This window comes from Enterobacter sp. BNK-13 (genome assembly GCF_048685015.1).
Taxonomy (GTDB): domain Bacteria; phylum Pseudomonadota; class Gammaproteobacteria; order Enterobacterales; family Enterobacteriaceae; genus Enterobacter; species Enterobacter quasiroggenkampii.
The window spans coordinates 42,636-66,866 of record NZ_JBLQTP010000003.1 but is presented as its reverse complement, the minus strand read 5'-3'; the positions used below and the strand labels follow the sequence as shown (position 1 = coordinate 66,866).

Annotated in this window: 24 protein-coding genes and 1 pseudogene; 15 read left to right on the top strand and 10 right to left on the bottom strand. The window is 51.3% G+C overall.

Annotated features, from left to right (window positions below):
- The first annotated feature begins 59 nt into the window (after positions 1–59).
- From ACMGGQ_RS23445 to ACMGGQ_RS23415, 7 genes are all read left to right on the top strand, one after another.
- Positions 60–710 (top strand): TVP38/TMEM64 family protein, encoded by a 651-nt coding sequence (locus ACMGGQ_RS23445; RefSeq protein ID WP_420290641.1) that lies wholly within the window; start codon positions 60–62, stop codon positions 708–710.
- 1 nt (position 711) lies between these two features.
- Positions 712–1,095 carry a nuclear transport factor 2 family protein gene (locus ACMGGQ_RS23440; protein WP_420290640.1) on the top strand — a complete coding sequence of 128 codons (384 nt, stop codon included), beginning with the start codon at positions 712–714 and terminating at the stop codon, positions 1,093–1,095.
- Positions 1,096–1,164: 69 nt separating this feature from the next.
- Entirely contained in the window at positions 1,165–1,551 is a 387-nt protein-coding gene (locus ACMGGQ_RS23435) for a nuclear transport factor 2 family protein (RefSeq protein ID WP_420290639.1), read from the top strand.
- Between the two features lie 48 nt (positions 1,552–1,599).
- Positions 1,600–2,259 (top strand): NAD(P)H-binding protein, encoded by a 660-nt coding sequence (locus ACMGGQ_RS23430; protein ID WP_248059284.1) that lies wholly within the window; start codon positions 1,600–1,602, stop codon positions 2,257–2,259.
- Position 2,260: 1 nt separating this feature from the next.
- On the top strand, positions 2,261–2,941 hold the full coding sequence (locus tag ACMGGQ_RS23425) for an NAD-dependent dehydratase (RefSeq protein ID WP_248059285.1): 681 nt from the start codon (positions 2,261–2,263) through the stop codon (positions 2,939–2,941).
- 34 nt (positions 2,942–2,975) lie between these two features.
- Positions 2,976–3,416, top strand: coding sequence for an SRPBCC family protein (locus ACMGGQ_RS23420; RefSeq protein ID WP_342124039.1), 441 nt, complete (start codon positions 2,976–2,978; stop codon positions 3,414–3,416).
- 20 nt (positions 3,417–3,436) lie between these two features.
- Positions 3,437–4,045, top strand: coding sequence for a flavin reductase family protein (locus ACMGGQ_RS23415; RefSeq protein WP_420290638.1), 609 nt, complete (start codon positions 3,437–3,439; stop codon positions 4,043–4,045).
- 24 nt (positions 4,046–4,069) lie between these two features.
- Here the strand turns inward: ACMGGQ_RS23415 and ACMGGQ_RS23410 are convergent, their stop codons facing one another.
- A complete protein-coding gene (locus tag ACMGGQ_RS23410) occupies positions 4,070–4,939 on the bottom strand; it encodes a LysR substrate-binding domain-containing protein (protein WP_348556753.1) in 870 nt (289 codons plus the stop codon).
- A gap of 202 nt (positions 4,940–5,141) precedes the next feature.
- On the opposite strand from ACMGGQ_RS23410, the gene ACMGGQ_RS23405 reads away from it, so the two are divergent.
- Together ACMGGQ_RS23405 and ACMGGQ_RS23400 are read left to right on the top strand one after the other, a co-directional pair.
- Complete coding sequence (locus tag ACMGGQ_RS23405; RefSeq protein ID WP_004946583.1) at positions 5,142–5,567, top strand: VOC family protein; 426 nt, start codon at positions 5,142–5,144, stop codon at positions 5,565–5,567.
- Positions 5,568–5,677: 110 nt separating this feature from the next.
- On the top strand, positions 5,678–6,937 hold the full coding sequence (locus ACMGGQ_RS23400) for a cation:dicarboxylate symporter family transporter (RefSeq protein WP_348556752.1): 1,260 nt from the start codon (positions 5,678–5,680) through the stop codon (positions 6,935–6,937).
- 220 nt (positions 6,938–7,157) lie between these two features.
- Here the strand turns inward: ACMGGQ_RS23400 and lpxP are convergent, their stop codons facing one another.
- From lpxP to ACMGGQ_RS23385, 3 genes are all read right to left on the bottom strand, one after another.
- Complete coding sequence (gene lpxP / locus ACMGGQ_RS23395) at positions 7,158–8,066, bottom strand: kdo(2)-lipid IV(A) palmitoleoyltransferase (RefSeq protein WP_023329314.1); 909 nt, start codon at positions 8,064–8,066, stop codon at positions 7,158–7,160.
- Between the two features lie 202 nt (positions 8,067–8,268).
- A complete protein-coding gene (locus ACMGGQ_RS23390; RefSeq protein WP_016239704.1) occupies positions 8,269–8,541 on the bottom strand; it encodes a hypothetical protein in 273 nt (90 codons plus the stop codon).
- Between the two features lie 79 nt (positions 8,542–8,620).
- A complete protein-coding gene (locus tag ACMGGQ_RS23385; protein ID WP_213842549.1) occupies positions 8,621–8,797 on the bottom strand; it encodes a YnfU family zinc-binding protein in 177 nt (58 codons plus the stop codon).
- A gap of 153 nt (positions 8,798–8,950) precedes the next feature.
- On the opposite strand from ACMGGQ_RS23385, the gene ACMGGQ_RS23380 reads away from it, so the two are divergent.
- A complete protein-coding gene (locus ACMGGQ_RS23380; protein WP_004132711.1) occupies positions 8,951–9,184 on the top strand; it encodes a hypothetical protein in 234 nt (77 codons plus the stop codon).
- Positions 9,185–9,203: 19 nt separating this feature from the next.
- Here the strand turns inward: ACMGGQ_RS23380 and ACMGGQ_RS23375 are convergent, their stop codons facing one another.
- The 3 genes from ACMGGQ_RS23375 to cspF all read right to left on the bottom strand — a co-directional run bounded on the left by ACMGGQ_RS23375 (position 9,204) and on the right by cspF (position 18,400).
- Positions 9,204–17,786 carry a GH36-type glycosyl hydrolase domain-containing protein gene (locus ACMGGQ_RS23375; protein ID WP_420290637.1) on the bottom strand — a complete coding sequence of 2,861 codons (8,583 nt, stop codon included), beginning with the start codon at positions 17,784–17,786 and terminating at the stop codon, positions 9,204–9,206.
- A gap of 155 nt (positions 17,787–17,941) precedes the next feature.
- Positions 17,942–18,106: a YnfU family zinc-binding protein gene (locus tag ACMGGQ_RS23370; protein WP_213076230.1), complete on the bottom strand. Its 165-nt coding sequence runs from the start codon at positions 18,104–18,106 to the stop codon at positions 17,942–17,944.
- A gap of 81 nt (positions 18,107–18,187) precedes the next feature.
- Positions 18,188–18,400 (bottom strand): cold shock-like protein CspF, encoded by a 213-nt coding sequence (gene cspF / locus ACMGGQ_RS23365; RefSeq protein WP_001446195.1) that lies wholly within the window; start codon positions 18,398–18,400, stop codon positions 18,188–18,190.
- 278 nt (positions 18,401–18,678) lie between these two features.
- Here cspF and ACMGGQ_RS23360 point away from each other — a divergent pair, with 278 nt between their 5' ends.
- The 4 genes and pseudogenes from ACMGGQ_RS23360 to ACMGGQ_RS23345 form a co-directional block, all read left to right on the top strand.
- The gene (locus tag ACMGGQ_RS23360) at positions 18,679–18,897 is read left to right on the top strand and encodes a cold shock domain-containing protein (RefSeq protein ID WP_420290636.1); all 219 of its coding nucleotides are present in this window, start codon (positions 18,679–18,681) and stop codon (positions 18,895–18,897) included.
- 299 nt (positions 18,898–19,196) lie between these two features.
- On the top strand, positions 19,197–19,424 hold the full coding sequence (locus ACMGGQ_RS23355) for a hypothetical protein (protein WP_010434226.1): 228 nt from the start codon (positions 19,197–19,199) through the stop codon (positions 19,422–19,424).
- Positions 19,425–19,986: 562 nt separating this feature from the next.
- Entirely contained in the window at positions 19,987–20,391 is a 405-nt protein-coding gene (locus ACMGGQ_RS23350; RefSeq protein ID WP_323283376.1) for an H-NS family nucleoid-associated regulatory protein, read from the top strand.
- 52 nt (positions 20,392–20,443) lie between these two features.
- Positions 20,444–20,606 (top strand): annotated as a pseudogene (locus ACMGGQ_RS23345) (arsenical resistance protein ArsH); the annotation flags it as partial.
- 154 nt (positions 20,607–20,760) lie between these two features.
- Here ACMGGQ_RS23345 and ACMGGQ_RS23340 read toward each other — a convergent pair.
- Genes ACMGGQ_RS23340 through ACMGGQ_RS23330 form a run of 3 tightly spaced genes read right to left on the bottom strand, consistent with a single transcriptional unit; the run spans position 20,761 to position 22,830 of the window.
- Entirely contained in the window at positions 20,761–21,744 is a 984-nt protein-coding gene (locus tag ACMGGQ_RS23340) for an HNH endonuclease (RefSeq protein WP_420290635.1), read from the bottom strand.
- The gene (locus tag ACMGGQ_RS23335) at positions 21,701–22,180 is read right to left on the bottom strand and encodes a DNA cytosine methyltransferase (protein ID WP_420290634.1); all 480 of its coding nucleotides are present in this window, start codon (positions 22,178–22,180) and stop codon (positions 21,701–21,703) included. Before ACMGGQ_RS23335 ends, ACMGGQ_RS23340 begins: the two co-directional genes overlap by 44 nt.
- Before the next feature lie 47 nt (positions 22,181–22,227).
- Positions 22,228–22,830 (bottom strand): DNA cytosine methyltransferase, encoded by a 603-nt coding sequence (locus ACMGGQ_RS23330; protein ID WP_420290633.1) that lies wholly within the window; start codon positions 22,828–22,830, stop codon positions 22,228–22,230.
- 331 nt (positions 22,831–23,161) lie between these two features.
- Here ACMGGQ_RS23330 and ACMGGQ_RS23325 point away from each other — a divergent pair, with 331 nt between their 5' ends.
- A complete protein-coding gene (locus ACMGGQ_RS23325) occupies positions 23,162–23,737 on the top strand; it encodes a hypothetical protein (protein ID WP_420290632.1) in 576 nt (191 codons plus the stop codon).
- Positions 23,738–24,231 lie beyond the last annotated feature (494 nt).

Here is a 24,231-nt window from a genome sequence, read left to right as displayed (position 1 = left end):
CGATCACTATACAATAATAACATTACTTAGTGACCACTACACAATTATATGAGCCCCCTATGTCAGAACTCGCGTTCTCCTTCAGCCATTATCTGCAGTCCTCCGGAGAGGCAGGGGTTGTGTTGTATTTCGTTATTTTTGTCACGGCCACGCTGATGTTTTTCCCGGCTTCTCTGCTGGCCGCGCTGTCCGGGTGGCTGTTCGGCGCTATCGGAGGAGCCGTGCTGGCTCTGCTGGCGGGCACCACCTCCGCTCTGGTCGCGTTTTGCCTCAGTAAAAGTCAGTTATTTCCGGTCGCATCGCGCGCTGCAGGCCGGAACCGCTATCTGAAAACCCTGCTTTCACTGTCGCATAACAATGCCCTCCTGCTGATCTTGTTGCTACGTCTGAGCTCGGTCCTGCCGTTCACGCCGCTAAATTACGTGCTTGGGGTCAGCGGTGTATCGCTACGAAAGTACGCCGCAGCGACGGTGTTTGGCCTGATCCCCGGCACGTATGTGTATGCCGCTGCCGGGAGTGTTATTTCTGACGTCCAGGTGCTTCTGCACGGCGGTTTCAGCGCCGGGGATATTTTACAGCGAGCGGATGTGTTAACCGGCATGGCAGTTGCTGTGGCGGGTCTGATGCTACTGTTTGTCATAAAAAAGATTTTCAACCGCATAGCGGGCATCCGTGCGGATACCCGTAACAACACAATCGGAGACAGATGATATGACCGACTTAACTTATGTGCAGGAATATAACGCTATCGTGGAAGTCCTCAGCAAATATAACGAAGGCGGAAAGCAGGCAAAGAGTGAGGTAATGAAGCCCGCTTTCAGCGACCAGGCCACGATTTTTGGTGTTGACGCTGATGCAAATCTCACGGGCGGTCCGATCCAGGGCCTCTTCGACACCATCGATACCGCGTTCCGACCTTCACCGGAGGCGAAGGCCGCCATTGTATACGTCGACATCGTGGGCACCGCGGCAAGCGCGCGTATCGATACCGACGATATTTCAGGCTTCCGTTTTACGGACTTTTTCAACCTGCTGAAGGTCAACGGGCGCTGGATCGTAGTGAGCAAAATTTACCATACCCACGCCGCTTCCTGACATCCGCCATTCTCCCTTCATCCGTCGCGTCTGACCGCCAGACGCGGCGAAACCCAGAGAGGAAAAAACATGAGCCAGAATATCAAAACCGTCCCTGTTTCTTCCTATGAGGCCGTTCTCGACACGGCGCGTCGCTACGTTGACGGCCTGAAAAAAGGCTGCGCCGAAACGGTGGCAGAAGCGTTTCACAAGGACGCCGTCATGTATGGCTTTACTGACGGTGAACTGCTGGGAGGGTCTGTCGACAACCTGTATAAATTCGTCCGTGAAAACGGCAGTGCGCCAGAGATTGAAACGCATCTGGATGTGCTGGCCATCACTCCGACCACGGCGGTGGTGCGCGTGGACATGGAAAAGGATGCTATCGGCGCCGACTATAACGACTACCTGACCCTCATCCGCATCGACGGTCGCTGGCAGGTGATTGCGAAAGTCTATCACCAGTTTACGGGCTGACTGGCGGCAGTTTTTTAGCAAAAAACAGGTCTCGCAAAGGAGTTATCCATGAGTACGGTGTTTATTATCGGCGGCGCAGGCAAGGTGGGCCGGCGCCTGGCCAGAATTCTTACGGAGAAAGGGCACGCTGTTCATGCGCTGCACCGTCAGCCGGAGCAAGCGCAGTTGATTCGTCTGCAGGGAGCAAAGCCCGTCAGCGGGAGCCTGACGGAGCTGGATGCCGCGGCTCTGGCGACCATGATGAGAGGCTGCGATGTGGTTGTCTTCTCGGCCGGTGCCGGCGGCAAAGGTGGCCCGGAAATGACGAACGCCATTGACGGAGAAGGGCTTAAGACGGCCGCAGAGGCGGCCGCGATGGCCGGCATTTCCCGCTTCCTGCTGGTTTCGGCCTTTCCGGAGGCTTCAAGAAATGAATCCACCTCGGCGTCGTTTGAAAACTATATGCGCGTGAAAAAGCAGGCAGAAGTCGTGCTGGCCGCAAGCTCGCTGGACTGGGTCATTCTGCGCCCCGGCCTGTTGCTGGATGACAAAGGTTCAGGATATGTCCGCGCCGGGCTGGCCATACCTTACGGGGAGGTCGCCCGGGATAACGTGGCGGCCACGCTGGCTGAAATTATCGCTCAGCCCCGCGTCAGCCGCGTCATCATTGAGCTGACCGACGGTGAGGTGCCGGTACGAAAGGCGGTTCAGCAGATGGCGGAACGCTGAGATGGACTGGTCCGCTGATTCAGAACCGGATATGCGGCTACTGCTGCTCGGTGCAACGGGGCTCGTGGGCAGTCATGTCCTGCAACAGGCGATGTCCAGCCCGCACATCGGTACCGTTATTGCGCCGACGCGAAAACCTCTCGCATGGTGCGCCACAGGCCATACCCGGCTTATTAATCCCCTGATCGACTTTGATGCCCCCGACGCTGACGCTCTGGAGTGGCGCGTTGACGCGGTTATCTGTGCGCTCGGCACAACAATTGCCAGAGCCGGCAGCCGGGAGGCATTCCGGCGGGTTGATTATGACTATCCTCTGATGTTTGCCCGGCTGGCACGTAATGGCGGCGCCTCAGCGTTCGCGCTGACCTCGGCGACCGGCGCAAATGTCGGCTCCCGATTCTTTTATAACCGGGTGAAGGGGGAGCTTGAACAGGCGCTAAGGCACGAAAATTTCCCCTCACTGACGCTGGTCCGTCCCGGCGTTATTGCCGGCGATCGGGCTGAATCCCGCCCGGGTGAAACGGCGCTGAAGCAGGCGCTCAGGCTCTTATCGCCGGTTCTGCCACGCAGCTGGCAGCTCAGCCCGGCTGAAGACATAGCCCGCCATCTCCTCAGAGCTGTGACCACACCCAGGTCGGGCATTCATATTGTTTCTGCGGGTGAAATAAATTCTGCAAGATAATTTTCTGAAGATGAATGATTAAGAAGGAACCGTAATGTCAGTAGTGAACTTTAATGCCGTGGTTAACGCCCATGCGGACCGCGTATGGCAGACGCTCAGCCAGTTCGGACGCATCAGCGACTGGCATCCTGCTATCTGCAGCAGCGAAATCGAAGATAATCAGCCCGACGGTCGCCCGGGCTGCCGGCGCCGACTGGTACTTGAAAACGGCGATGTCCTGCGCGAAGAGCTCCTCATGCTGGATGCAGGTAAGCGGGCCTTCTCATATCGCTTTATTGAAGCCCCGCTGGCCGTAGATGGCTATGTGGCAACAGTCAGCCTCATTCCTCTGAGCGATAGCGACGAAACGGTCATTGCCTGGCAGGCGAGTTTTGAAGCCCGGTCCCGCAACGAGGTGCAAGCGATGGAGGCGAGCGTTCTGGAGCTGATAGCGTCAGGCCACCGCAGCCTCGCTGCCTACCTTGAAAACCTGTAACGTATTAACGGAGCCCGGAAATGCTTGACTACATTGTGCCCGTAGAGCCAGCAAAGGCCTACAGGCTGATAAATCATGGACCGGCAACGCTGGTCTCTGCGCGCTATAACGGAACGGACAACGTCATGGCTGCGTCATGGGTCTGCGCCCTGGATTACGAACCGGCGCGACTGACCGTCGTGCTGGACAAGACCGCATTCACCCGCGGGTTGATTGAAAAAAGCCGTTCCTTTGTTATTCAGGTCCCGGTGGCAGGCCAGGCCTCACTCGTGCACTACCTCGGTTCACATTCACTGTCCTGCGAAGCGGATAAACTCGCTCAGTCCGGGGTGTTGCTGTTTGAACTGCCCGGCGCGGATGTGCCAATGGTGTCAGGATGTGCCGCGTGGCTGTATTGCGAACTCATCCCTGAAGCACATACCCAGCAGGCCTATGATTTATTCATCGGAGAAATAAAAGCGGCCTGGGCTGACAGTCGCGCTTTTAAGGACGGACACTGGCAATTTGAACGGGGAGCGGCGGACTGGCGAAGTCTGCACTATATCGCGGGCGGCCACTTTTACACTACCGGCGATCCGCTGGACGTGCCGGACGCGCCGCTGCAAACGCCCGGAGAGCCGCAAGGCTGAGTCTCACGCTGTTGCCGGTCGAGTTTACCGCCCCGCCTGCAGGATAATCTGCTCGGAGATCCGCCTGACGTTATCGTCAAGGTTTTCAAGCGGGCGGTGAATAAGCCCGACGTCCCGGTAAAAAACCTTCTCATTCAGACCGATGGCCCTGACGGAGGCCGGCCAGCGCCGCCAGTTGGCCGTCCGGGGCAGCAGAGCAACCCCCATGCCATTACTGACGAGCTTGAGGATGGCCTCCAGCTCGTCCACCTCGCAGATTTCGTTGACCGAGAGATTCATTTCGCGAAGAAAGCGATCAACCTGGCGTCCACCGAAGGACGAACGATCGTAGCGGATAAAAGGCTGGTCGCTCAGCAGAGCGGCAATATCGTTACCTGCCACATTTTTCGGCACGATGAGGTGAAAAGGTTCATGTGCCAGCGCACTCCACTGCAGCCCTGTCGGCAGCGCAAACGGAGGTTTCAGCACCGCGGCCATATCTATTTCACCGGCGTCCACAAGGTTAATCAGTTCCATCGACAGGCCCGGTATAACGCGGATACGGCAGCCGGCGCTGTGTCTGCAAAACGCCGTCAGCGCATCCGGCAGCAGCGTACGCTGTATTGAGGCAATTGCGCCTATCGTGATGGTCTTACCGGGGGTAGCCAAATTCAGTCGCTCACCCAGCCCGTCATACAACGCGAGGAGTTCCTGTGCCTGAGAGATCAGTTGTAGCCCTTTCTGGTTCAGACGTGCGTTTCTCCCCGACCGGTCAAACAACGGGAAGTTTAAGTCGGCCTCCAGCCTCTGCATTTGGGCGCTGACGGCCGCCTGCGTCAGACCAATTTTATTGCCAGCCGCCGCAAAGGTCCCTTCCTTTGCCACCATCAGAAACGTTTTCAGTTCACGGATCATCGCGCTCACGATACACAAATATTATTTGTTATATATAAAGATATAAATTGATTTTAATCAAATTAAATTATCCATAAGCTCATTTGTGACGGTAATGTTAATGCGGGAAAGTACTGAAACCCGGCTGTGCATTGAACATTACGCCTCCCTAAATTATCGATCTTGCCGCAAGCAGGCTGATCTTCTTACTGAGGATGCATAAATGAGCCTTTCCCCCTTCCATCTGGCGATTCCTGTCTATGATCTGAAAGCAACACGTCGTTTTTACGGCGAGACCTTCGGCCTGAGTGAAGGCCGTTCGAGCGAACAGTGGGTTGACTTTGACTTTTACGGTCATCAGCTGGTCATTCACGAACATCCTAAAACCGCATCGCAGGAGAGCGTGCATTCCAACTCCGTCGACGGTCACGACGTACCCGTCCCGCACTTTGGCATCATCCTGAAGTGGGAGGAATGGGAGGCACTTGCAGAACGCCTCAGATCATTTAACACCAAATTTGTAATCGAACCTTACATCCGCTTTAAGGGACAGGTCGGAGAACAGGCCACCATGTTTTTATTCGATCCCTGTGGCAACGCGCTTGAGTTCAAAGCGTTCAAGGATATGAGTCAGCTTTTCGCAAAATGATTACCCGGCACGGCCTGAGGCCGTGCCATACCACTCCTTCACCCGAATTTTTTAAGCGTGGCTTCTGCCTCTTTCGGGCAGAAGTTGCCCCTGTTTAAACTGAGGGCGTAATGAAAAAAATAACACTGGTCTGGCAGATAGTTATTGGACTTGTACTTGGAATAATTGTGGGATGGTATTTTAATACGCACCCTGAGTATCAGCAGTGGGTCAGCCACGAAATCCTTAAACCGCTGGGCGATATTTTCATCAAAATGATGAAAATGGTCGTGGTGCCTATTGTCTTCTGTTGCATGATTCTGGGCATAACCGGAAGCGGTGACAACAAGTCGTTCGGACGAATGGGCGCGAAAGCGCTCGGTTACTTCTTTATCGTCACGGGGCTGGCCACCATCTTTGGACTGGTGCTGGCTAACCTTATTTCCCCAGGCGAAGGCACCAGTATTCAGGGAATGGCGCACGGCGACGGACACATGAAAATGGAGCCGGCGCGGGGCGCATTGATTATTCTCCAGAATATCGTTCCTGATAACCTGTTTGTTGCGCTCTCCGAGGGCAAACTGCTGTCAGTTTTGTTCTTTGCCGTGCTGTTTGGCCTGGCGCTTAATGGCCTTCCCAGGGATAAAACAGCCCCGATCCTCAGCGTTCTCCAAAGCGTATCAGATGGCATGTTCAGGGTGGTGTCCATTGTCATGGCCTACGCGCCGGTTGGCGTCTTCGGCATGATTGGTGCCACCGTGTCCACTTTTGGTTTCGCTTCCCTTCTGCCGCTGATTAAGCTTGTAGGCACCGTTTATCTGGGTCTGGTTTTATTCGCCCTGATCGTGCTGGGCGGTATCTGCGCGCTGATCGGGGAAAACGTCTTTAAGCTGATAAAACATTTTCGTCAGGAACTGGTGCTGGCATTCTCAAGCGCCGCTTCTGCAGCGGTTATGCCACAGCTGATGTACAAGCTTGAACGCTATGGCGTACCGGGTCGGATCGTCAGCTTTGTGGTGCCCGTGGGATATGCTTTTAATCTTGACGGCGCGTCGATATTTCTCGGTGTGGCGACCATATTTGTGGCTCAGCTTTACGGCATTGACCTGACGCTGATGCAACAGATCATTTTAGTTGTCACAATGGTGCTAACGTCGAAAGGAGCAGCCGGTGTGCCGGGGTTTGCCATTCTGATTCTCTCAGCCACTCTGGCGTCTGCGGGATTACCGCTTGACGCCGTTGCCTTGATAGCCGGGATATTCCGTATTATTGACAGCGGAACAACAACCCTCAACGTCCTGGGAAATGTTGTTGCTCCATTAGTCATTAACCGGTGGGAAAAAGAACCACGAGCCTTTGAAGGCTCTCAGCCGGACCTGAATAAACGCTGATACGAGAATTAAATGGGAACATTGTATGTTCCCTGTAACGCTACCTTACTTGTGCTTTGAGCGAAAAACGGACCTTCAAATCCGAACCGGTTCAATTGATTAACCTTGGCTGTCAGTCAAGCCATCGTTAACATGAATCCGATCGAAAATTCCTTATTGCATTTTTACAAATACGCAGTGGCAAGAAAGATAGATTCTGGCTCATGACAAGTTGAGTTGTTCATTTGTATAAAGAGACTTCGCCTTCAGGACGCGTTTTGAACCTGCGATGCATCCACAGGTATTGCTCAGGAGCACGGAGAATTTCACGCTCGATGATCTTGTTCATATAAGCCGCTGCGGCGACCTTATCTTCCCCTGGATAACCTGCCAACGGATTGCTGATATACATGTGATAACCTTTTTTATCGCTACGTCGAACCATGCTAAGTGTGATCAAGTGTGCACCAGCGAGTTTTGACAGAGCATACGTTCCGTTCGTCGTGGCTGCTTTTTTTACCGAGAAAAAAGGTGCAAAAACGCTTCCCTTAGACCCATAATCCTGGTCTGGTGCAAACCAAACGGCTTCACCTGCTTTTAGCGCATGAACAAAACCTGATAAATTACGTCGATTAATCATAGCCTTATTTGAACGCATACGACCTTTTGTCTGTACCCATTCCATTAATGGATCATTGTGTGGGCGATACGTTGCCATCATAGGATGGCATAACCCCATTACTCTTCCACACAACTCAAGGGACATAAAATGAATCCCGACAACCATTACTCCTTTTGTCGCGCCGGTCAGGTTTTCAAGCCCTTCGACATCAAACCATTTTTTGACTCTCGCATCGCTCCAGAACCAGGCCATTCCTGTTTCCATCAGTCCCAGCCCGAGAGAAACAAAGTTTTTATTGACCATCTGGCTCCGGGCAAACGGTGTCATCTCGGGAAAGCACAGTTCGATATTTCTAATCGCAATTCCTTCCCGGCGTTTCAGAAAGGGTCTGGATATTTTTCCAAGGCCAGAGCCCAGAGTATGTAAAACCGGGTAAGGAAGTTGAACGAGAAGCCACAGCAGACCCAAACCAGACCAGGTAAGCCAGTGGCGAGGATGAAGTAAATTATGAGTAAAAGTCTGTGCCATAAATTTCCTTAATGCTAATGAAGGTTATAACGCAAAAGGAAAACAATGAAGCAATTTGTCTTTAGCGATACATTTTGTTTTAGACAATTTAAAGTCATCTAAATTCAGAAAAAAATAACTTTGCAATGACTGGTAAAGAATTTAAAGAGTCAGGAATGAATTGTAAGCCAGCAAAGTTATTCTGTTATAAATCCATGTTTTATCATTGATACTCAAGAAATTGTCTTCTTGATTCATCATCATCAAGGTACTCAAAAGAAAGAAGCCGAATTTTGGTAAGTTTATAAAACCACTCACAATCGTTTCGTTGAATAATTTCCCCTGGTTTGAAACATATCCCGGATGCCACCCGAATAATCGCATATTTACCATTACTAAACCTGACCCGGTGAATACAGAAAGGTTGGCCAGCCTGCCCGTGACAGCTGTTCGACAGGATATGTCCTTCAATAAAAACAGATTTTTTAGATTTCATTATCATACCCTCGACAACTGCAGTACAGGAGGAACGTTGTCATTTTCCGACATCACTGACGTTACGTGGCAGAAGCCGTTCAGCCGCCGATACACCAGCATTCTGAAGGTCTGAACAACAGTCCGCAGGCAGGGCACTCAAGAACCGCATCTTTTCTTAGTTTACCTGCTTTCTGATCGGCTCTGTATGCGCATACCGGGCAGGCAACATGAACCGGTCTTTCTTTAAAATACCTGAGCCCATTTGTATAAGACATAAATAATTCTCTGAGAAATATAGTAATTATTATACGCTTTAATATAAAAATAACTGGCATAAGTTATGTTAAGTTGTGTCTGAATGAGGTTATCAGATATTGAAAATTGAACGTCTGATTTATGGTACACTACCCTTCCGTGAGAAATTTAAGATGAAATCAGAAGACACCCTTGACTGGTATCCGGCACAACTACCGCCTGTGAAAATTATTCTTGGCGAAGCCGTGCTGGCTGTGGGTAAACAGGGCCGACCGATTAATACCCGCACCTTGCTGGAATACCTTCAGGTCATGCAGGACAAACAAAAAAGGCGGGATGACAAAATCGCCATGCAGACTGCGATTGATGTTCTCAGGGATAATCAGCGCATTAACGGCAGACGTTAATGCACCTCCGGGATCAGTGTCAGTTCTGAATGATCTCAACCGTATGGTTTTGTCCATCATCCTTCAGCGGTATTCTGTCATCAGGGAGGAGAACACCATCCAGCGTCACGCAATATTCTGCATCGCCGCGTGAAACACTAATCTGATAATGGCTTTCACCATATTGATATGCCATAGAAAAAGACGACCACTCATCCGGTAACCTGGCATGAACACTAAAGTCAGTGCCGGAACGTTTTATCCCCAGTAATTCCTCGGTAAGTAAACGCCAGGCCCAGCCTGCGGAACCGGTATACCAGCTCCACCCTGCACGTCCGGTATGGGGAGCGACGCTGTAGACATCAGCACTCATGACATAAGGCTCAGCTTTATAAATCCCGACAGAGTCCGCATTCAGGGTATGATTTACAGGGCTGAGCATTGACCAGAGTTGCCAGGCTCGTTCGGCATTCCCCATTCGGGCAAAGGCCATCACTGCCCAGATGGCGCCATGCGTATACTGCCCTCCGTTTTCCCGCACGCCGGGCAGGTACCCCTGTATGTAGCCCGGATTTGGACCGTGTCCGTCGAAAGGAGGCGTTAACAGTTTGATCAGCCCTCCTTCGTTATCCACAAGGTGCTTATCCAGCGCCTGCATGGCCTTTGCGCACCGTCCCGGGCTCGCGGCGCCGGACAATACAGACCAGCTCTGCGCAATCGCATCAATCCGGCAGTCCTGTGAGGTTTTCGATCCCAGGGGAGTACCATCGTCAAAATACCCGCGCCGGTACCATTCCCCATCCCAGGCGTGGGCTTCGAGATTACTTTGCAGGCGCAGAGCCTGTGAACGGCACATCGCGGCGACGCTTTCATCCAGCCTGCGCTCCGCCAGCGCTGCAAACCGCTGCAAAATGTCGTACAGGAAGAAGCCCAGCCAGACGCTTTCACCTTTGCCTTCGATACCCACCCGGTTCATCCCGTCATTCCAGTCACCAGCCCCCATCAGCGGCAGGCCATGCTCCCCGAAGCGAAGTCCATAGTGAATAGCTTTGACGCAGTGTAACCAGAGTGTCTCTTCGGTGCCGCTGATGACCGGCGTGTCATAGACAGACTCTTCACCAGGCTGAAGCGAGCGTCCCTCCAGATAAGGAATGCGTATTTCCAGTGCATCCATATCCCCCGTTGTTTCAACATAGTGGCAAGCAGCAAGCGGCAGCCAAAGATAGTCATCGGAGCAGCGGGTACGCACACCGTTGCCGTGTGGCGGGTGCCACCAGTGCTGCACATCCCCCTCGATAAACTGCCGTGATGCACAGAGTATTATCTGTTCACGCATCCGGTCCGGAGCAGCGTGGCTCAGAGCCAGCGTATCCTGCAGCTGATCGCGAAAACCAAATGCACCGCCAGACTGATAGTAGCCACTCCGGGCCATAAGACGGCAGGCGACCGTCTGATACAACAGCCAACCATTAACCAGTAAATTTACGGACGTGTCGGGGGTGTTAACTACGATTTTATCGAGAACATTGTGCCAGTGATTATGAATCCGGTTCAGCTCCTGGCGGACCGTATCCTCGTTCATGTAGCGGGCCAGCGTCTCCTGAGCACAGACATCATTCTCCTCTGCGCCGAGGATAAAAATAAACGTCCTCTGGTCCCCGTCAATTAATGTAACCGCCGATTGCACCGCTCCGCAGGGATCCAGACCGGCCCCCGTCTTACCAGAAAGCTTTTGCAGTTTCATGGCCGAAGGGGCGTGAAGGGAACCATTACGGCCAATAAACTCCCGGCGATCCCCTGTCAGAGAACAGTCATTACCGCTGACGGCAAAAAATGCAGTTCGGCCGCCACCATTATCACCATAAAAGTTATTCGCAAGCACCCCGCAGCCGCCGGGCGTTCTGGCCACATGTGTCACAATGTGAGGGGCTGAGCGCGTTCGTGTTTCTCCGAGCGTCCACTCTACATAGCCTGTGACGGAAAGTTGACGTGTCCGTCCCGAAGAGTTGCTGAGCGTCAGGAGCACCAGTTTAACCGGATCTTCTTCAGCAACCAGGACCGTCAACTCGCTGTCTATACCACTCTCACGATGGGCAAAAACGCTGTAGCCAAAACCATGGCGGGTCAGGTAATCACCGTGTCCGCGAACAGGTAAAGCCGTCGGCGACCAGCACTCCCCGCTCTCTTCATCGCGCAGGTAAAATGCCTCGCCGCTGCGATCGCTCACCGGATCGTTCTCCCACGGCGTCAACCGGTATTCATGGGCATTCTCATACCAGGTATAGGCCTGCCCTGCCTCTGAGATCACACAGCCAAAACGAGAATTTGCCAGTATGTTCGACCAGGGAGCCGGTGTAAGCGCATTTTCCCGAAGGACGATCTGATACTCCCGCCCATCCTGAGAAAATCCACCGTACCCATTGAAATGGCATAACTGACTGGTATCAGGGCTCCAGTCCGTATGTTGATTACGGTCGCGCACAGCACGCGGAATGAATGCCCTTGCCGGCGATTTCAGGGTATGAATACGCTGGTTAAGCTGCTCATTAATACCCCCTGCGCGGTCATCAAGATAAAGACAGGCCACGCTCATCAAAAGCAACTTATCCTCAGCGGAGAGATGCTCACCGTTCCGGACAAAAAGCCCGCCCTTTTTATCCAGCAGACTGGCTTCAGACCCGGCATAAATTAACTCCATAATCTGATTTTGTAATCCCTGCTGGTAGCCGCCGGGGCTGTTATTCAGGATAACCAAATCAACATCCAGCCCTTTCTGTCTCCAGTAACGGTGTGCCTGAATCAGTGTGGTCACTGAGGTGATACTTTCCTCGCTGGTTATACTCAGCAGCACTATCGGCAGATCCCCTGAAATTGCCCAGCCCCACAGTCCGGACTGGCCACGCCGGTTGCGGCCGATCGCCTGGCCTTCGGCGCGCAGCTCCTGGACAGGGTAAAGCACAGCGCTGGCGAGACTATTGAACAACGTGGCATCATCTTCACTGGCGTTCATCTGGCGCAATACCACCAGACTGTGAGACCAGGCCAGTTCAAAGACGCGATCGGCGATAGGGTAATCGCGATATTTCTCCAGCAACGCCAGGCTCTGCTGACGGGTCTCGCTGATGCCATAAATGATATCAATCGTAACCGGCTGCCCCGGCTGCAGAATGATGGCGTTGCGAATTGCCAGTATCGGATCCAGCACCGAGCCCGACGTGTTGCCTAGCATCCCTCCCGTCTCTATTGCCTGTGCATTCGCAGGGTTTCTGCCACGTCCAATAAACTTTGCCCTGTCCGTTTCAAACGACACGTTATGTCGGTTATCGCCGTGCACCACCATCATGTGAAACAGGCAAGGGCCCGGTTCATCCGGTGAGCGCGGGCGCCGGTGGCAAAGAATAGCGTCACGCTCAGGAGCCAGCTCAGTCTGAATAAACAAATTGCTGAATGCCGGGTGTGCCAGATCGCTGACATCAGGTGCCAGTACCACTTCAGCATAGGTTGTCAGCTCCAGAGAGCGAGGTTTGCGACCACGATGAATCAGTGTGAGCCGTCGCAATTCAACATCATCCTCCGGAGAGATCACCACCTGAGTTTTGACGCTGAGTCCCCCGAAGCTGCGTCTGAATTCTGCCCCCGCATCGGTGAATAACACTTCCTCGTCTTGTCCGCTGGTGTAGCCTGTCGGTTGCCAGGTATTGCTCCACACATCTCCCGTCTGGGTATCGCGGAAGTAGCAAAATGCTCCCCAGTTATCACGGGTGGTATCACTGCGCCAGCGGGTTAGTGCAATATCATTCCAGCGACTGTAACCACCGCCCCCCGCGGTCAACATCAGATGATAATGGCCGTTGGACAGCAGTTGAATATCCGGGGTGGGGGTATCCACGCTATAGAAAATACGGGGTTCATAGCGGACGGGTTTGACCCTGCCCTCATGAGATTCAAAATGACGGCGCGGACTGTACAGATCGACCGCATCCGGCACGCGCTCCTGTAACAGCAGACTCGCTGACCGGAATACCGTACTGGACATAAAGCGTTCAGTCATGGGGGCGTCAAGCAGCACATGAGCCAGCGCCTGAAATGCCATACCCTGGTGATGCGCCATCCAGGACTGTACCACCGCATAGAGCTGGCCGGTTGCAAGACGTGAGGGGGTATAGTCCAGCGCTTCATAAAAACCGTATTCTCCGCGTGCACCATTTTTTTGCAGCCTGAACAGGTTCTCACAGGCTCTCTGTGGGGAAACCATCAGCGCCAGCAGCGTGGCGTAAGGAGCAACCACCATGTCATCGGCAAGCCCCCTGCGCAGACCGAGACCCGGTACGCCAAATGCCTGATACTGATAATTATGCTGAACATCAAAAGCATGATAGCCAGACTCTGAAACACCCCACGGTACCCCGCGTTCTTTCCCCCAGTGAATCTGGCGCATAACCGCCGACTGACTCATTTCATCGAGCAGGCTGCCGGGGCTGGTGGGCATCACCAGATTCGGCATCAGGTATTCAAACATGGACCCGCTCCATGACATCAGGGCAGTTTCGTTATCAATCGAGGTAAACAGTCGACCCAGCGCGTACCAGCTTTTAAGAGGCAGTTGATTAGTCGCAATGGCAAGAAAACTGGTCAGCCGGATTTCAGACGGCAGGAGATCGTAGTGGCTCTTGTCAGGCATATTGGTGTCACAGTTATAACCGACGCTGAGCAGACTGGTTGCTTCACTGTACAGAAAGGCGAAATCCATCCGGGCATGCTCATCCAGCCGCTGTTCCAGCTCGGTGATAATATTGAGTCGCATTCGGGCCTGCTCCGCCGCTAACGCCGGAGGCGTTCCTGTACCGGTTAATGTCGGACGGGCAAGCTCGCTCAGCGTCGGCAGCGTCTGTTCATTCCAGCATGCAGGTAACCAGCCAAGCAACAGAGACCACTCATGGCAAAGCTGAACCAGTTGATGCTCCAGATGTCCAGCCCAGCGCATCTGAAGAGGAGATCCCTGATGACATGCGCTGGTCAGATGGTTACACTGGGTGCGCATGCTTTTCAGTTCGCTGAAAAACGCCTGCGGAGAGAGCGACACCGCGTTCAGGCAATGCTTGCGCAGCAGTCTCAGGCTGTCAGGTGGGTTCTTACCCCACTGTTTTTCCAGAATATCCAGCGTATCGTTCAGTCCTGCCAGTATCTGTTGGCTGCTTAAAACAGGCTGATGACGCATGGCGGACAAGCCTGCACGCAGGGTCAACAAATGCCCGGCCATGTTGCCGCTGTCGACGCTTGAGATATAGCGTGGACTGAGGGGGACCAGTGTCCGGGTGTCATACCAGTTGTAGAGATGGCCCCGGTAGTGTTCCATTTTATCCAGCGTGTCGAGCGTGAGCGACACGCGCCGGAGCACCTCTCCGCCGGGCAGGTAGCCAAAGTCCCATGCCGTCAGGTTAGCCATAAGGGAAAGACCAATATTGGTAGGAGAAGTTCGGTGTGCCACCGTCGGTTGTGGTATTTCCTGATAATTATCAGGCGGAAGCCAGTTCTCTTTTTCTGTGGCAAACGTTTCAAAAAAAGCCCAGATTTCACGGCTTGTCTGGCGTAACAGCTGTTTTTGTTCCTGAGTTGGCGAAAACACCTTACGCACGGGCTGGCGACTCAGCCAGCTCATCAGCAGCGGGGCCACACACCATACCAAACCGATCGGTAACGCAATCCCCAGCAGCTGTGGGGCAAACTGTCCGGTCAGTATTGTCAGCGTCACGCCACTGGCAACGTTTATCCACATGGCCTGATAAAAGCTTGCAACAGCGGGTCTGGCACGATCGCTGTCCTGGCTGTGGCTGACCCACTGGCTGAGGTGACGCCTGCTGATCCCCAATCGCCATAGCGTCACGGCGATCGCTTTCAGCGAATATCCGGCTTCGTGCGGCAGTATCGCAAAATTAAGGCTGATACCTGACAAACGCTTCAGCGCGCCCGCCCCCACCAGTAACAGATGCGGCTTCACGCGGCGACGCAGAGGTTTATGCAGAAGGTCATGGCTGATGCAGAGGATGGCTGGCAACAGCCATATCAGCAACAGTATGCCCAGCCAGTAAACAGGATTGGGTACCCAAAGCAGAGTGAAGAACAGCAATATCAGTAAAGAGGGGGCGACCAGACTGCGACGTAGATTATCGAGTAATTTCCAGTAAGAAAGCGCGGTCAGCGGATTCCTGACATGGGTTCCATCGGCTTTTCTGACGCGTGGTTTCAGCCAGTTAAGCAGTTGCCAGTCACCCCGGATCCAGCGTGAACGTCGTGCAACATCCGACAGATAATTATTAGGGTACTGTTCGTAGAGTAACACCTCGCTCAGCAGACCCGAACGTGCATAGCATCCTTCAAGCAGATCGTGGCTGAGTACCAGATTTTCCGGGCAGATGTTGGCAGTGGCCTGCATAAAAATATCAACATCGTAAATCCCTTTGCCCACAAACGAGCCTTCCCCAAAGAGATCCTGATAGATATCCGAAGACATCATCGAATAAGGGTTATTGCCCGGTACGCTGCTGCGCAGGGCTGCGTAACGCCCCTGACCGTTGCGTGGTATCTCCTCCGCAAGACCGGGCTGTAAAATACCGAATCCTTTGACAACCCTCTGGCGTACCGGATCATACTCTGGCGTATTCAGCGGATGGGCCATCGCCGCGACGAGTTTGTGTGCCGTATCGCGCGGGAGCACCGTATCGCTGTCCAGGGTAATGACGTATTTTATGTGACCCGGTAAAAGATGGGCAGGCATGTCTGCAACGCTGACGAATTGCGTTCCGGGATGGCGCAACCAGCTGTTAAGTAACGCCAGTTTTCCCCGCTTGCGTTCATAGCCCATCCACGCTCCTTCCGAGGGGTTCCATTCAGGCTGACGATGTAACAGATAAAAACGTGGTCGGCCGGAGGGGTAGCGGCGATTAAGCGCCTGCGTATCGGCGATAGCCTGTCTGAGCAGCGCGTGACTTTCCGGCGAGGGTTCATTTTCAGAATCAGCGAAGTCTGTGAGCAGCGCGAACCTGAGATTTTCGTTTTGATTCCCCAACCAGCAAACTTCAAGACTGGTGAGGAGCTGGCTGAAACTTTCGTGGCTGGTCAACATGCAGGGAATGACTAACATGGTGGCATTGTCAGCGGGAATACCGGCTGAAAAATCCATCCCCGGCAAGGGTCGAGGAACGCGAAAACGGGTGGTTGCATCACTGAGTAAATCGCTCATTAACTGAGTTAAAGCAATAATCAGAGGCAATATCACCGCGATCAATAGCCAGTCTGCGCCCTGCATGGCGGTTTCGTGCATTATTGCTGCGGTCGCTGCGGTTGTCAGCAACGCCAGGCTTCCAAGCCATGACAGCAGGGTTATTCTGTTGAAACTGTGCCGCAAGCGTATGAGCCTTGAGGCGTCTGCCAGGAGATGAATATCCAGCGCCTGTCGACCTTCGCCCGCAAGATAATAACCAACATGATGTTCCGGTGTATCGGGCGCTTTTTCCTCTGAAAGCGCCAGCACCTTCTCAGCAACCTCAGGCTCGCTGAGACCGCTGTCTCTGGCCAGAACCTCAACTACGTGCCGGTAATGATCCCGGGTATTGAAGTGCATACGGGGATAAATGCCGGCAGGATCATTGCGTAATGCCTGTTCGACAACGCTTATCGTTTCGGCGAAATCAGCCCAGTCCGTTTCACTCAATAATCGCAGGCCCGCGATGCTGTTACTGACGGACAGCTGGCTGGCGGCAAGCTGCTGATTGAAACTATGTATGAGAACGTCAGTGGTGATCCCCTGTTCCCGAAGGCACTGATCAACCCAGGTCAGAGGTAACGACAGCGCGTTGCCATGCCCCTGCAGGCGCCGCACCAGCTCTGCGACAAACGCACTGGTTAACGGAGGTCGGGAGCGCGCCATATCGGCAACCACCATAATTAAATCACCAGGCGCACTCTCTGCGCATTCGACAATCCTTGTTATCCACGTATCGGCAAGGTTTCTGTCCTGCTGCGCTTTTATCACTTCCATACTGATACGACGAAGATTTTCAATCAGCGCAAGGCGCAGCATTCCCGGTAACGCCCAGACTTCACCCAGCATCAGCGGCGTCACCTGTTGATAGGCAGTGAGATAGCTGGTCAGGCTGGCGGCATCCCAGCGGCCATCGCCGTGAGCAATGGCCTCTGATGCAATATGATAAATTCGTGGGCAATTCAACGGCGATACAAGCGACGGAAGACCTTTGCCAAAGCTTTTCGGCAGATGCTGGCGGACAGTGCGGATTTGTTCCTCAATCAGATAATAATTGTCCAGCAGCCATTCACCGGCGGGCATGATACTGGTCTTTTTACCCGCGTTAAGCTCATAGCAGTTTTGGGTAATGACGGCCTCATTGTCGCCAAGCCGTTTCAGAAGATAATAAGGATGCCTATCCGGTGATACTTTATGAGTCCGCGCCAGCTTCTGGCCGTAGCGTTCCATCTGGACGGTCGAAAAGAGTTCTGACCGCGGCGAGCTTTCACCGGCAGGATCGTTCGCCGAAAACGTTATGTTTTCGGCAGCATTCATCAGAATACGGGAGCGGTTAAACCACGCTCTGGGGATCATTTTCATAGCATTGCTCTGATGCGACGTTAGCGCGCAGGAGCAGTTGAGAAATCAGTTCAGAAACGTTCTCTCAGGATGGGCGTCAGGCATCAGGGATTTAACAGCTGCCGGAATCTAACATAAGTATAGGACATGAGCTCTGTTCTGCGGTTTTGGTCGAGCTAGCGTCGGGAGATAAACAGAGCCTTACATCCGGGGCAAAGCATGGTCTGGTTGAGCCGGATTTTTGACAACGGTTGTACTGATTTTAAGCCACAAACAGGACAGGCAGCAGTGGCAGTAGACGCACTGCTGAAGAATTTCATTGCGTAATTGATAACAGACATAACCATTAACCTTTCAATGAATGAGCTTCACCGTACCACATGTGGTTAAGTTTTAATCTATCTATTTTGACACACTGAAAATCAGGAAAGATAAATGTTCGCAGCCACAGGCCCCCTGAGACCGTTTATCCGGCAAAACTCTATGCGGCTTCCAGGGATGAGTAATTCTGATTCGCGAGAGTTAACGGCTGAAATGTGAAGCAGAACGTCTTTTCGTCCATCAGATGGGATGATGAGGCCTTTACCACTAAGAATATCAAAGCTTTTGACAATTCCTGTCATTTTATGGGACAAGTCAATTCCTTATTGAAAACACGTAAAGACTATACATTGAAAATGGCATTCAGCCACTTTTATTTTCCCTACAGGACCTCTGGACGGCTAAAAGATAATTTGCTTATATCGATTCCCTGTGCCTTAATGAATCCCATCAGTTCGATGTACTAATGAAAGTTAGAAATTTTCCGGGCAGTTCTCATTACCAGGCGCTATCGTTGATATCCCCTCTTTTGAGTCCATATGTTTAATCTTATACGTTTACTATCAATACAATCATGTATAACGGAGTCAGTATGACCTCTAGAATTATGGGCCTGGTTAAATGGTTTAACGAAGACAAAGGTTTTGGCTTCATCTCTCCTCTTGATGGCAGCAAAGATATCTTTGTCCATTTATCTGCACTTGATGGCGACAACTTTAAAACCTTATTTGAAGGTCAGAAAGTTGAATTCGCCATTCACCGCGGAGACAAGGGTCCTGCTGCTGCAAACGTAATACTTTGCGATAAATAAATCAATGTGGATCTGCGATAACGATGAAGGATTATTCCTGAGTAGACAGATCCATAACTTAAATCAGATGAAAGTCGTTTATTCATAATATCTGATCAGCATATTTTTCACAATTATGAGTGCGCTGACCGATGTAATGGAGTGCAGGACTACTGCATAAAATTTTAAAAGCACAAACTAACTGCTTGTTAAATAAGAAGTGCGTAATGAGCGAGGCTATCTCCGAAAGCACCTCGTAATGGCTTTGACCTTAATGACATCTGCCAGATAACACCCACGAGAGAACAGGGTAATAGAATATGATTAAAGTCCTTGTTTTCTTTAATGCTGAATCCTGTAAAGTTATGACCGTTCTGGAAGGTATATCCTCTATCAGGCAGGAATATCCAAACGGTGAAGAAACACATCTTCGGATTATGTCTGCAGGTTTTCCTTCCTTAACTGGCGATCATGGTATTGTTTACGTGGCTACTGACAGGGAGTTAACGTCACAGGAGATACTTGATGCGGCCAGGAAATATTTATAGCATTTTTTATGCTCTCTGCTCCACGTTTAATTGCATGCTTACCCTATTTATCAGAATCGAACAAAAAATGAGTTAAAAACATTTATGGCCTGCTAACAGCAGGCTTTTTTTTAACATTACACTTTTTTAGAAACACCTCTATAAAGAGAAAGTAATTCGCTACCCTCTGACAAAATACAGGTGTCTCTCACCTGCGTGCCATCTTGCCATTTGTGAAAAATCTTACTAAGTGGCCGCGCTAATTCACTAAATGTCTCTCCTGATTTAAAACTCATCAGGTATGACTGAAGCAATAGTTATGAGGCTATAAAAAGGCTCTCCGGATGGCTCCTGGCATCATAGTTTTTAGTACCCTCAAAAATGCAGGGACATTTCGTAGGAGTTAAGATTTAGTTCTTGCACATTCCTCTTAATTTTGTCTTGCGATAAGAGATTTATATCAGTAGTCTAAACCTCGTTAATAACAATATGTACCAATCGGATTAAAATGCTCATTAAGAAAAATCGGGTTGATGAGCAACCGTCGACATTGGTATTTGCTGAAATTTTAAGAGGTCTCTTTATGTCAGATGCTCTGACACAGTTAAACAATATCCGTACCTTACGTTCCCAGACTCGTGAAATGTCCTTAGATGTGCTGGAAGATGTTCTGGAAAAGTTTAAAATTATTCTTATAGAACGACGAGAAGAAGAGACATTACGTCTTGCAAATGAAAGTCAGCGCCGCGATAAACTGGAATCACTTCGTCAGATGATGCTTGATGAGGGTATCGACCCATCCGAACTTATGGCTGCTATTGGCTCTCCGGGTAAGGCTAAAAGAACGCGCTCCCCCCGCCCCGCGAAGTATCGATATACTGACGAAACTGGAGAGTCAAAAACATGGTCAGGTCAGGGGCGAATGCCGAAGCGGATCTCAAATCTGATTGCTGAAGGTGGGGAATTAAAAGATTTTGAAATCAGCTAAAAAGAGCCGGGTATAACCCGGCTCTTTTTTGTGTAGGCCGCAAGTTGCCTTAGAGAATAGTCGAGAAACATTTAGTTCCGTTGATGTAGCCGAGAAGCTGATTTAAAATCACAGTGCTGCTTAAGGGACAAACCGGTTATCTTGCAGATCGTTACAGCGAGCAAAAAGAGAGCCATCAGAAGCTTTCATCCCGAGTTAATCAGGACAATATATAATGTATGTTCTTCGTGAATCCATACTGCATGAGCTTAACAACGTCCGTTATTGGCACAAAGCGGACGTATCAAATAGAAATATCCCGCAAGCACTTTACTACAGCTACACCAATGAATGACCTGCCCGTAACAAATTACACTATCACCTGCGAATTTAGTCTCCCTTCAACAGCTGTAAAAGCGCATCCCCCGACACTTTACGGCGGTGCACGTCATCATGGCAGACATTACAGAGGGTAATTAAGTTACCCAGCTTATTTTCACCGCCGTCTGCATGATGCTCTATATGATGCAATTCAAGAAACGTTCGGGGGTCATTTGCTGTTCTACGGGCGTGCGACCAGCCGCAGTTCCGGCAAGAGTGATGATCACGCTCAAGGACGGCTACACGTACCGGGTCAGGGATTTTGCGGTCATGTACCTCAGCCTGACGATCTTCTTCGAGCAAATATGCGCCCACTTGAAGCTCCGGTCGGCCTGAATTCCTGGTGGCAATCGGCCAGCCCTCTTCGGTACGCAACTCGCGTGTACGGCGGGCCCATTCCTTACTGTCGTTCGCAAGATAACGTAACTCTTCGCCCGTTACCGGGCGACCAACGTTTTTACGCAGATAGGAGAGAATTTTGTCTTTCGTCGAAAGCTTACTTCGACGCAGAACATTAGCCTCATTCCAACGCAGAGCGGCCTCCCTGTCCTGTTCCGTCGTCATCAGCGCATAGACATCCGTTTTAAGGACGGTCGTTGTGCGGGCCTGGAGTTCCTCCAGTTTTATCTCATCTTGTTCAATCATTTCCTTCAGCGTGGTACCGCTTAACACGGACCAGCCAAACTGAACCCGAAGCTCTCTTATCCGCCGCGCATACTCGCTTATCCCGGCCACTACCATCAGTTCATCACCGTGAATGATGAGGCGGGGATATTTGAGGAGGTAAGCCAGAATGCGGTCGCGTGCCGAATTGCAGCCCTCCTCATGCATCAGAGAGCTGCCGAGATCCCGCAGTAAATGATTGGCCGGGATGAGGAAGAGGACCTGTTCTCGCAGGGAGTCATCCGCGAGCCTGTGTTCAAAATCGGTAATTAACGCCAGAAGCTGTTTACGCAGCGTTTCCGGTTCGCTCTTCTTCGATCTTCTCGCCATGTTGAATCTGATATTCCATTAAAGTAAGCACATAGGTCGCAATCTTTTGCGCAAAGACTGGCGGAACCGCGTTTCCAATCTGACGTGCGATCTCGGTTTTTGATCCCAGGAAAACAAAATGATCCGGGAAACTCATCAGGCGCGCCGCTTCCCGGTGCGTAATAGGACGATGAGCTTCAGGGTGGAGATAACGCCCTTTCTCAGGTTTGAAGAACTCGGTGCGGATCGTTACGGAAGGACGTTCCCACCACAGCCGTCCAAACAAATCCGTACCACCGGACGTTTTTTTGATCCAGCAGGCAGGCGTAATATCGGGTCTGTTTTTTTGTAAGTCAAAACGGTTCCCGCCCACCGGCACAGCGCGATAACGTTCCTGAGACAGTGCTGTCGGATTTCGCCCAAAATGCAGATCTAAGGGCGGAGGCAGATCGCGCATTTCCGTGCCGACCGGCTCAGGTAAATCACCAATGAATTCTCTGACCGTCAGCCAGGCAGGAAGATCTCCAGCTTTATCAGGATGCTGGTGCGAAGGCGCAGGGGGAAACGCAGGAATCCCCCCCGCACAAAACGGTCTTTCTTAATGCCAATCGCAATAGCACGCTTACGCGTCTGAGGGGCACCATAATCTGCCGTATTCAGCACAGAAGGGTTGAGAAGCATAAAGCCCATACTCTCCGCACGTTCGCAGATGTCCTGGAATTCATCACTGGTTAACAGACCCGGGACATTTTCCATCACAAAGACTGAAGCGCCCGATCGCTCAATGATATCCATGTACGGTTCCCACAGAGCGCGTCGATGATCCCCTTCCCGGTTCTTATTGAGTAGACTGAACCCCTGACAAGGCGGCCCACCGATAACAACATCCGCTTCTGGCACGGTATTTTCCGTGATCCACTCTTCTATGTTGGCGACCATGCCATGCTCGCCAAAGTTGGCATTGTACGTTCTGATGGCCGCCTTATCATTGTCCAGAGCCAGAACGCTTTCGAAATGAGCACCATTCTTCCCTTTCATGAAACCGCAGGACAAGCCGCCAGCGCCACAAAACAGATCAATGACCTTTAATTTATTGGTTTTACTCATTCAGATAGTATCCCGCTTAAGTCTCGACAGATAAGTCTATCATAAAGAGAATCTGTATGTATGCACAGTACCACCTGTATAAGATACTTCAGAAGAGGTGTAAACACGCGTATGGACTGCACGCAGTCATAGGAACACTGACTTAACTTAACGATGCGTGGTTCATGTCTAGTAATGAACCATAACGTTCGGCTGCAAAATTTGGCAGTGCTCATCACCTTCGCTGGTGCGTTAGCATGTACCCCTGATGCCTTTCACTGATATTAACTTCAGGTGCTATGAGAGAGGTTCTGCTCGTGTCGAAAGGCCTGACGGGTTAAGGAAGAGATGTATGAACGAGGAATTTTCCAGAAAAAGACTGCTTCAGGGCATTATCTTTACCCTTCTGATTACCTTTGCAACCGGGATGGGGAATGTCTTATCGGCTTTTTTTATGCTGAATGTGAAAAAGCAGGAAGTAGAAGATACTCAGCTTGCGGAAACCAGACGCCGGGCGACAGAGCTGCATTGTCTCAAGCTCCAGGAAAGCGCCTCACTGGCTGCAGAGATTGTTTTTCGGGCAGATCGAGGCTATCCCAATAACGTCTCCTTGTATGAACTAATGTATGAAACGAGCACTCCGACTAAGCGTGTACCCGACGATCAAATCAAAGAAGAACAAAAAAACTTCGAACATCAGGTCTTCGGTTTGCTTCCCTATCTTCAACCTGACGAAGCTCAGGTAATGAAGCAGGTAACTCTCCAGCATTTTATCGTTACGGCCATGCGGACCAGTAAGGTTCCTGCCGAACATCGGACATCCCCTGCAGAGGGCGGATTCGATTTTAACAAGGAAATGCAGAAGCTACGTGATGGAGGGGATTTCATGGGTCAGATATTCAGGGAAAGATGTATGCGGATTAGGTAAGACGGATTTGTGACATGAACGGTGTGAGCCATTGGCGCAACAGAGTGGAGTTGCCTAGTCATGAGCAAGCGCTTAATGACCCATTTCCTTATTATCGTCATAACGATCCCACGCGTTTAGCTAGGTTCCATTCCTTGATGTGTGCGTCTTGCTGGCACTGCGACCCACCAGGCAAAATCTGATCAGTCCCAGAGGGGGAAGACGAGAAATCCCTCGAAGCATTAGCCGTCTTTAGCGGTTAAGATCGTTCTCGTTTCTGTTATCTCAGGTTTGGCACGTTAGTACATGTGCCAACCTTCTAACAAGATTCAGCTATTTCAAATAGTTATCCACATATACATTGACTAGATCCAATAAGATGATCCTTTAATAGATCCAAATTGGATCCATATAGTTCCAAACAGATCCCCGATCGCTACAGGCCGCGCCACGTAAGGCTCTCAGAGCTTTCAGGTGTGTCACATTATGCAAATAGTGTGTCACAGCATGCAAAA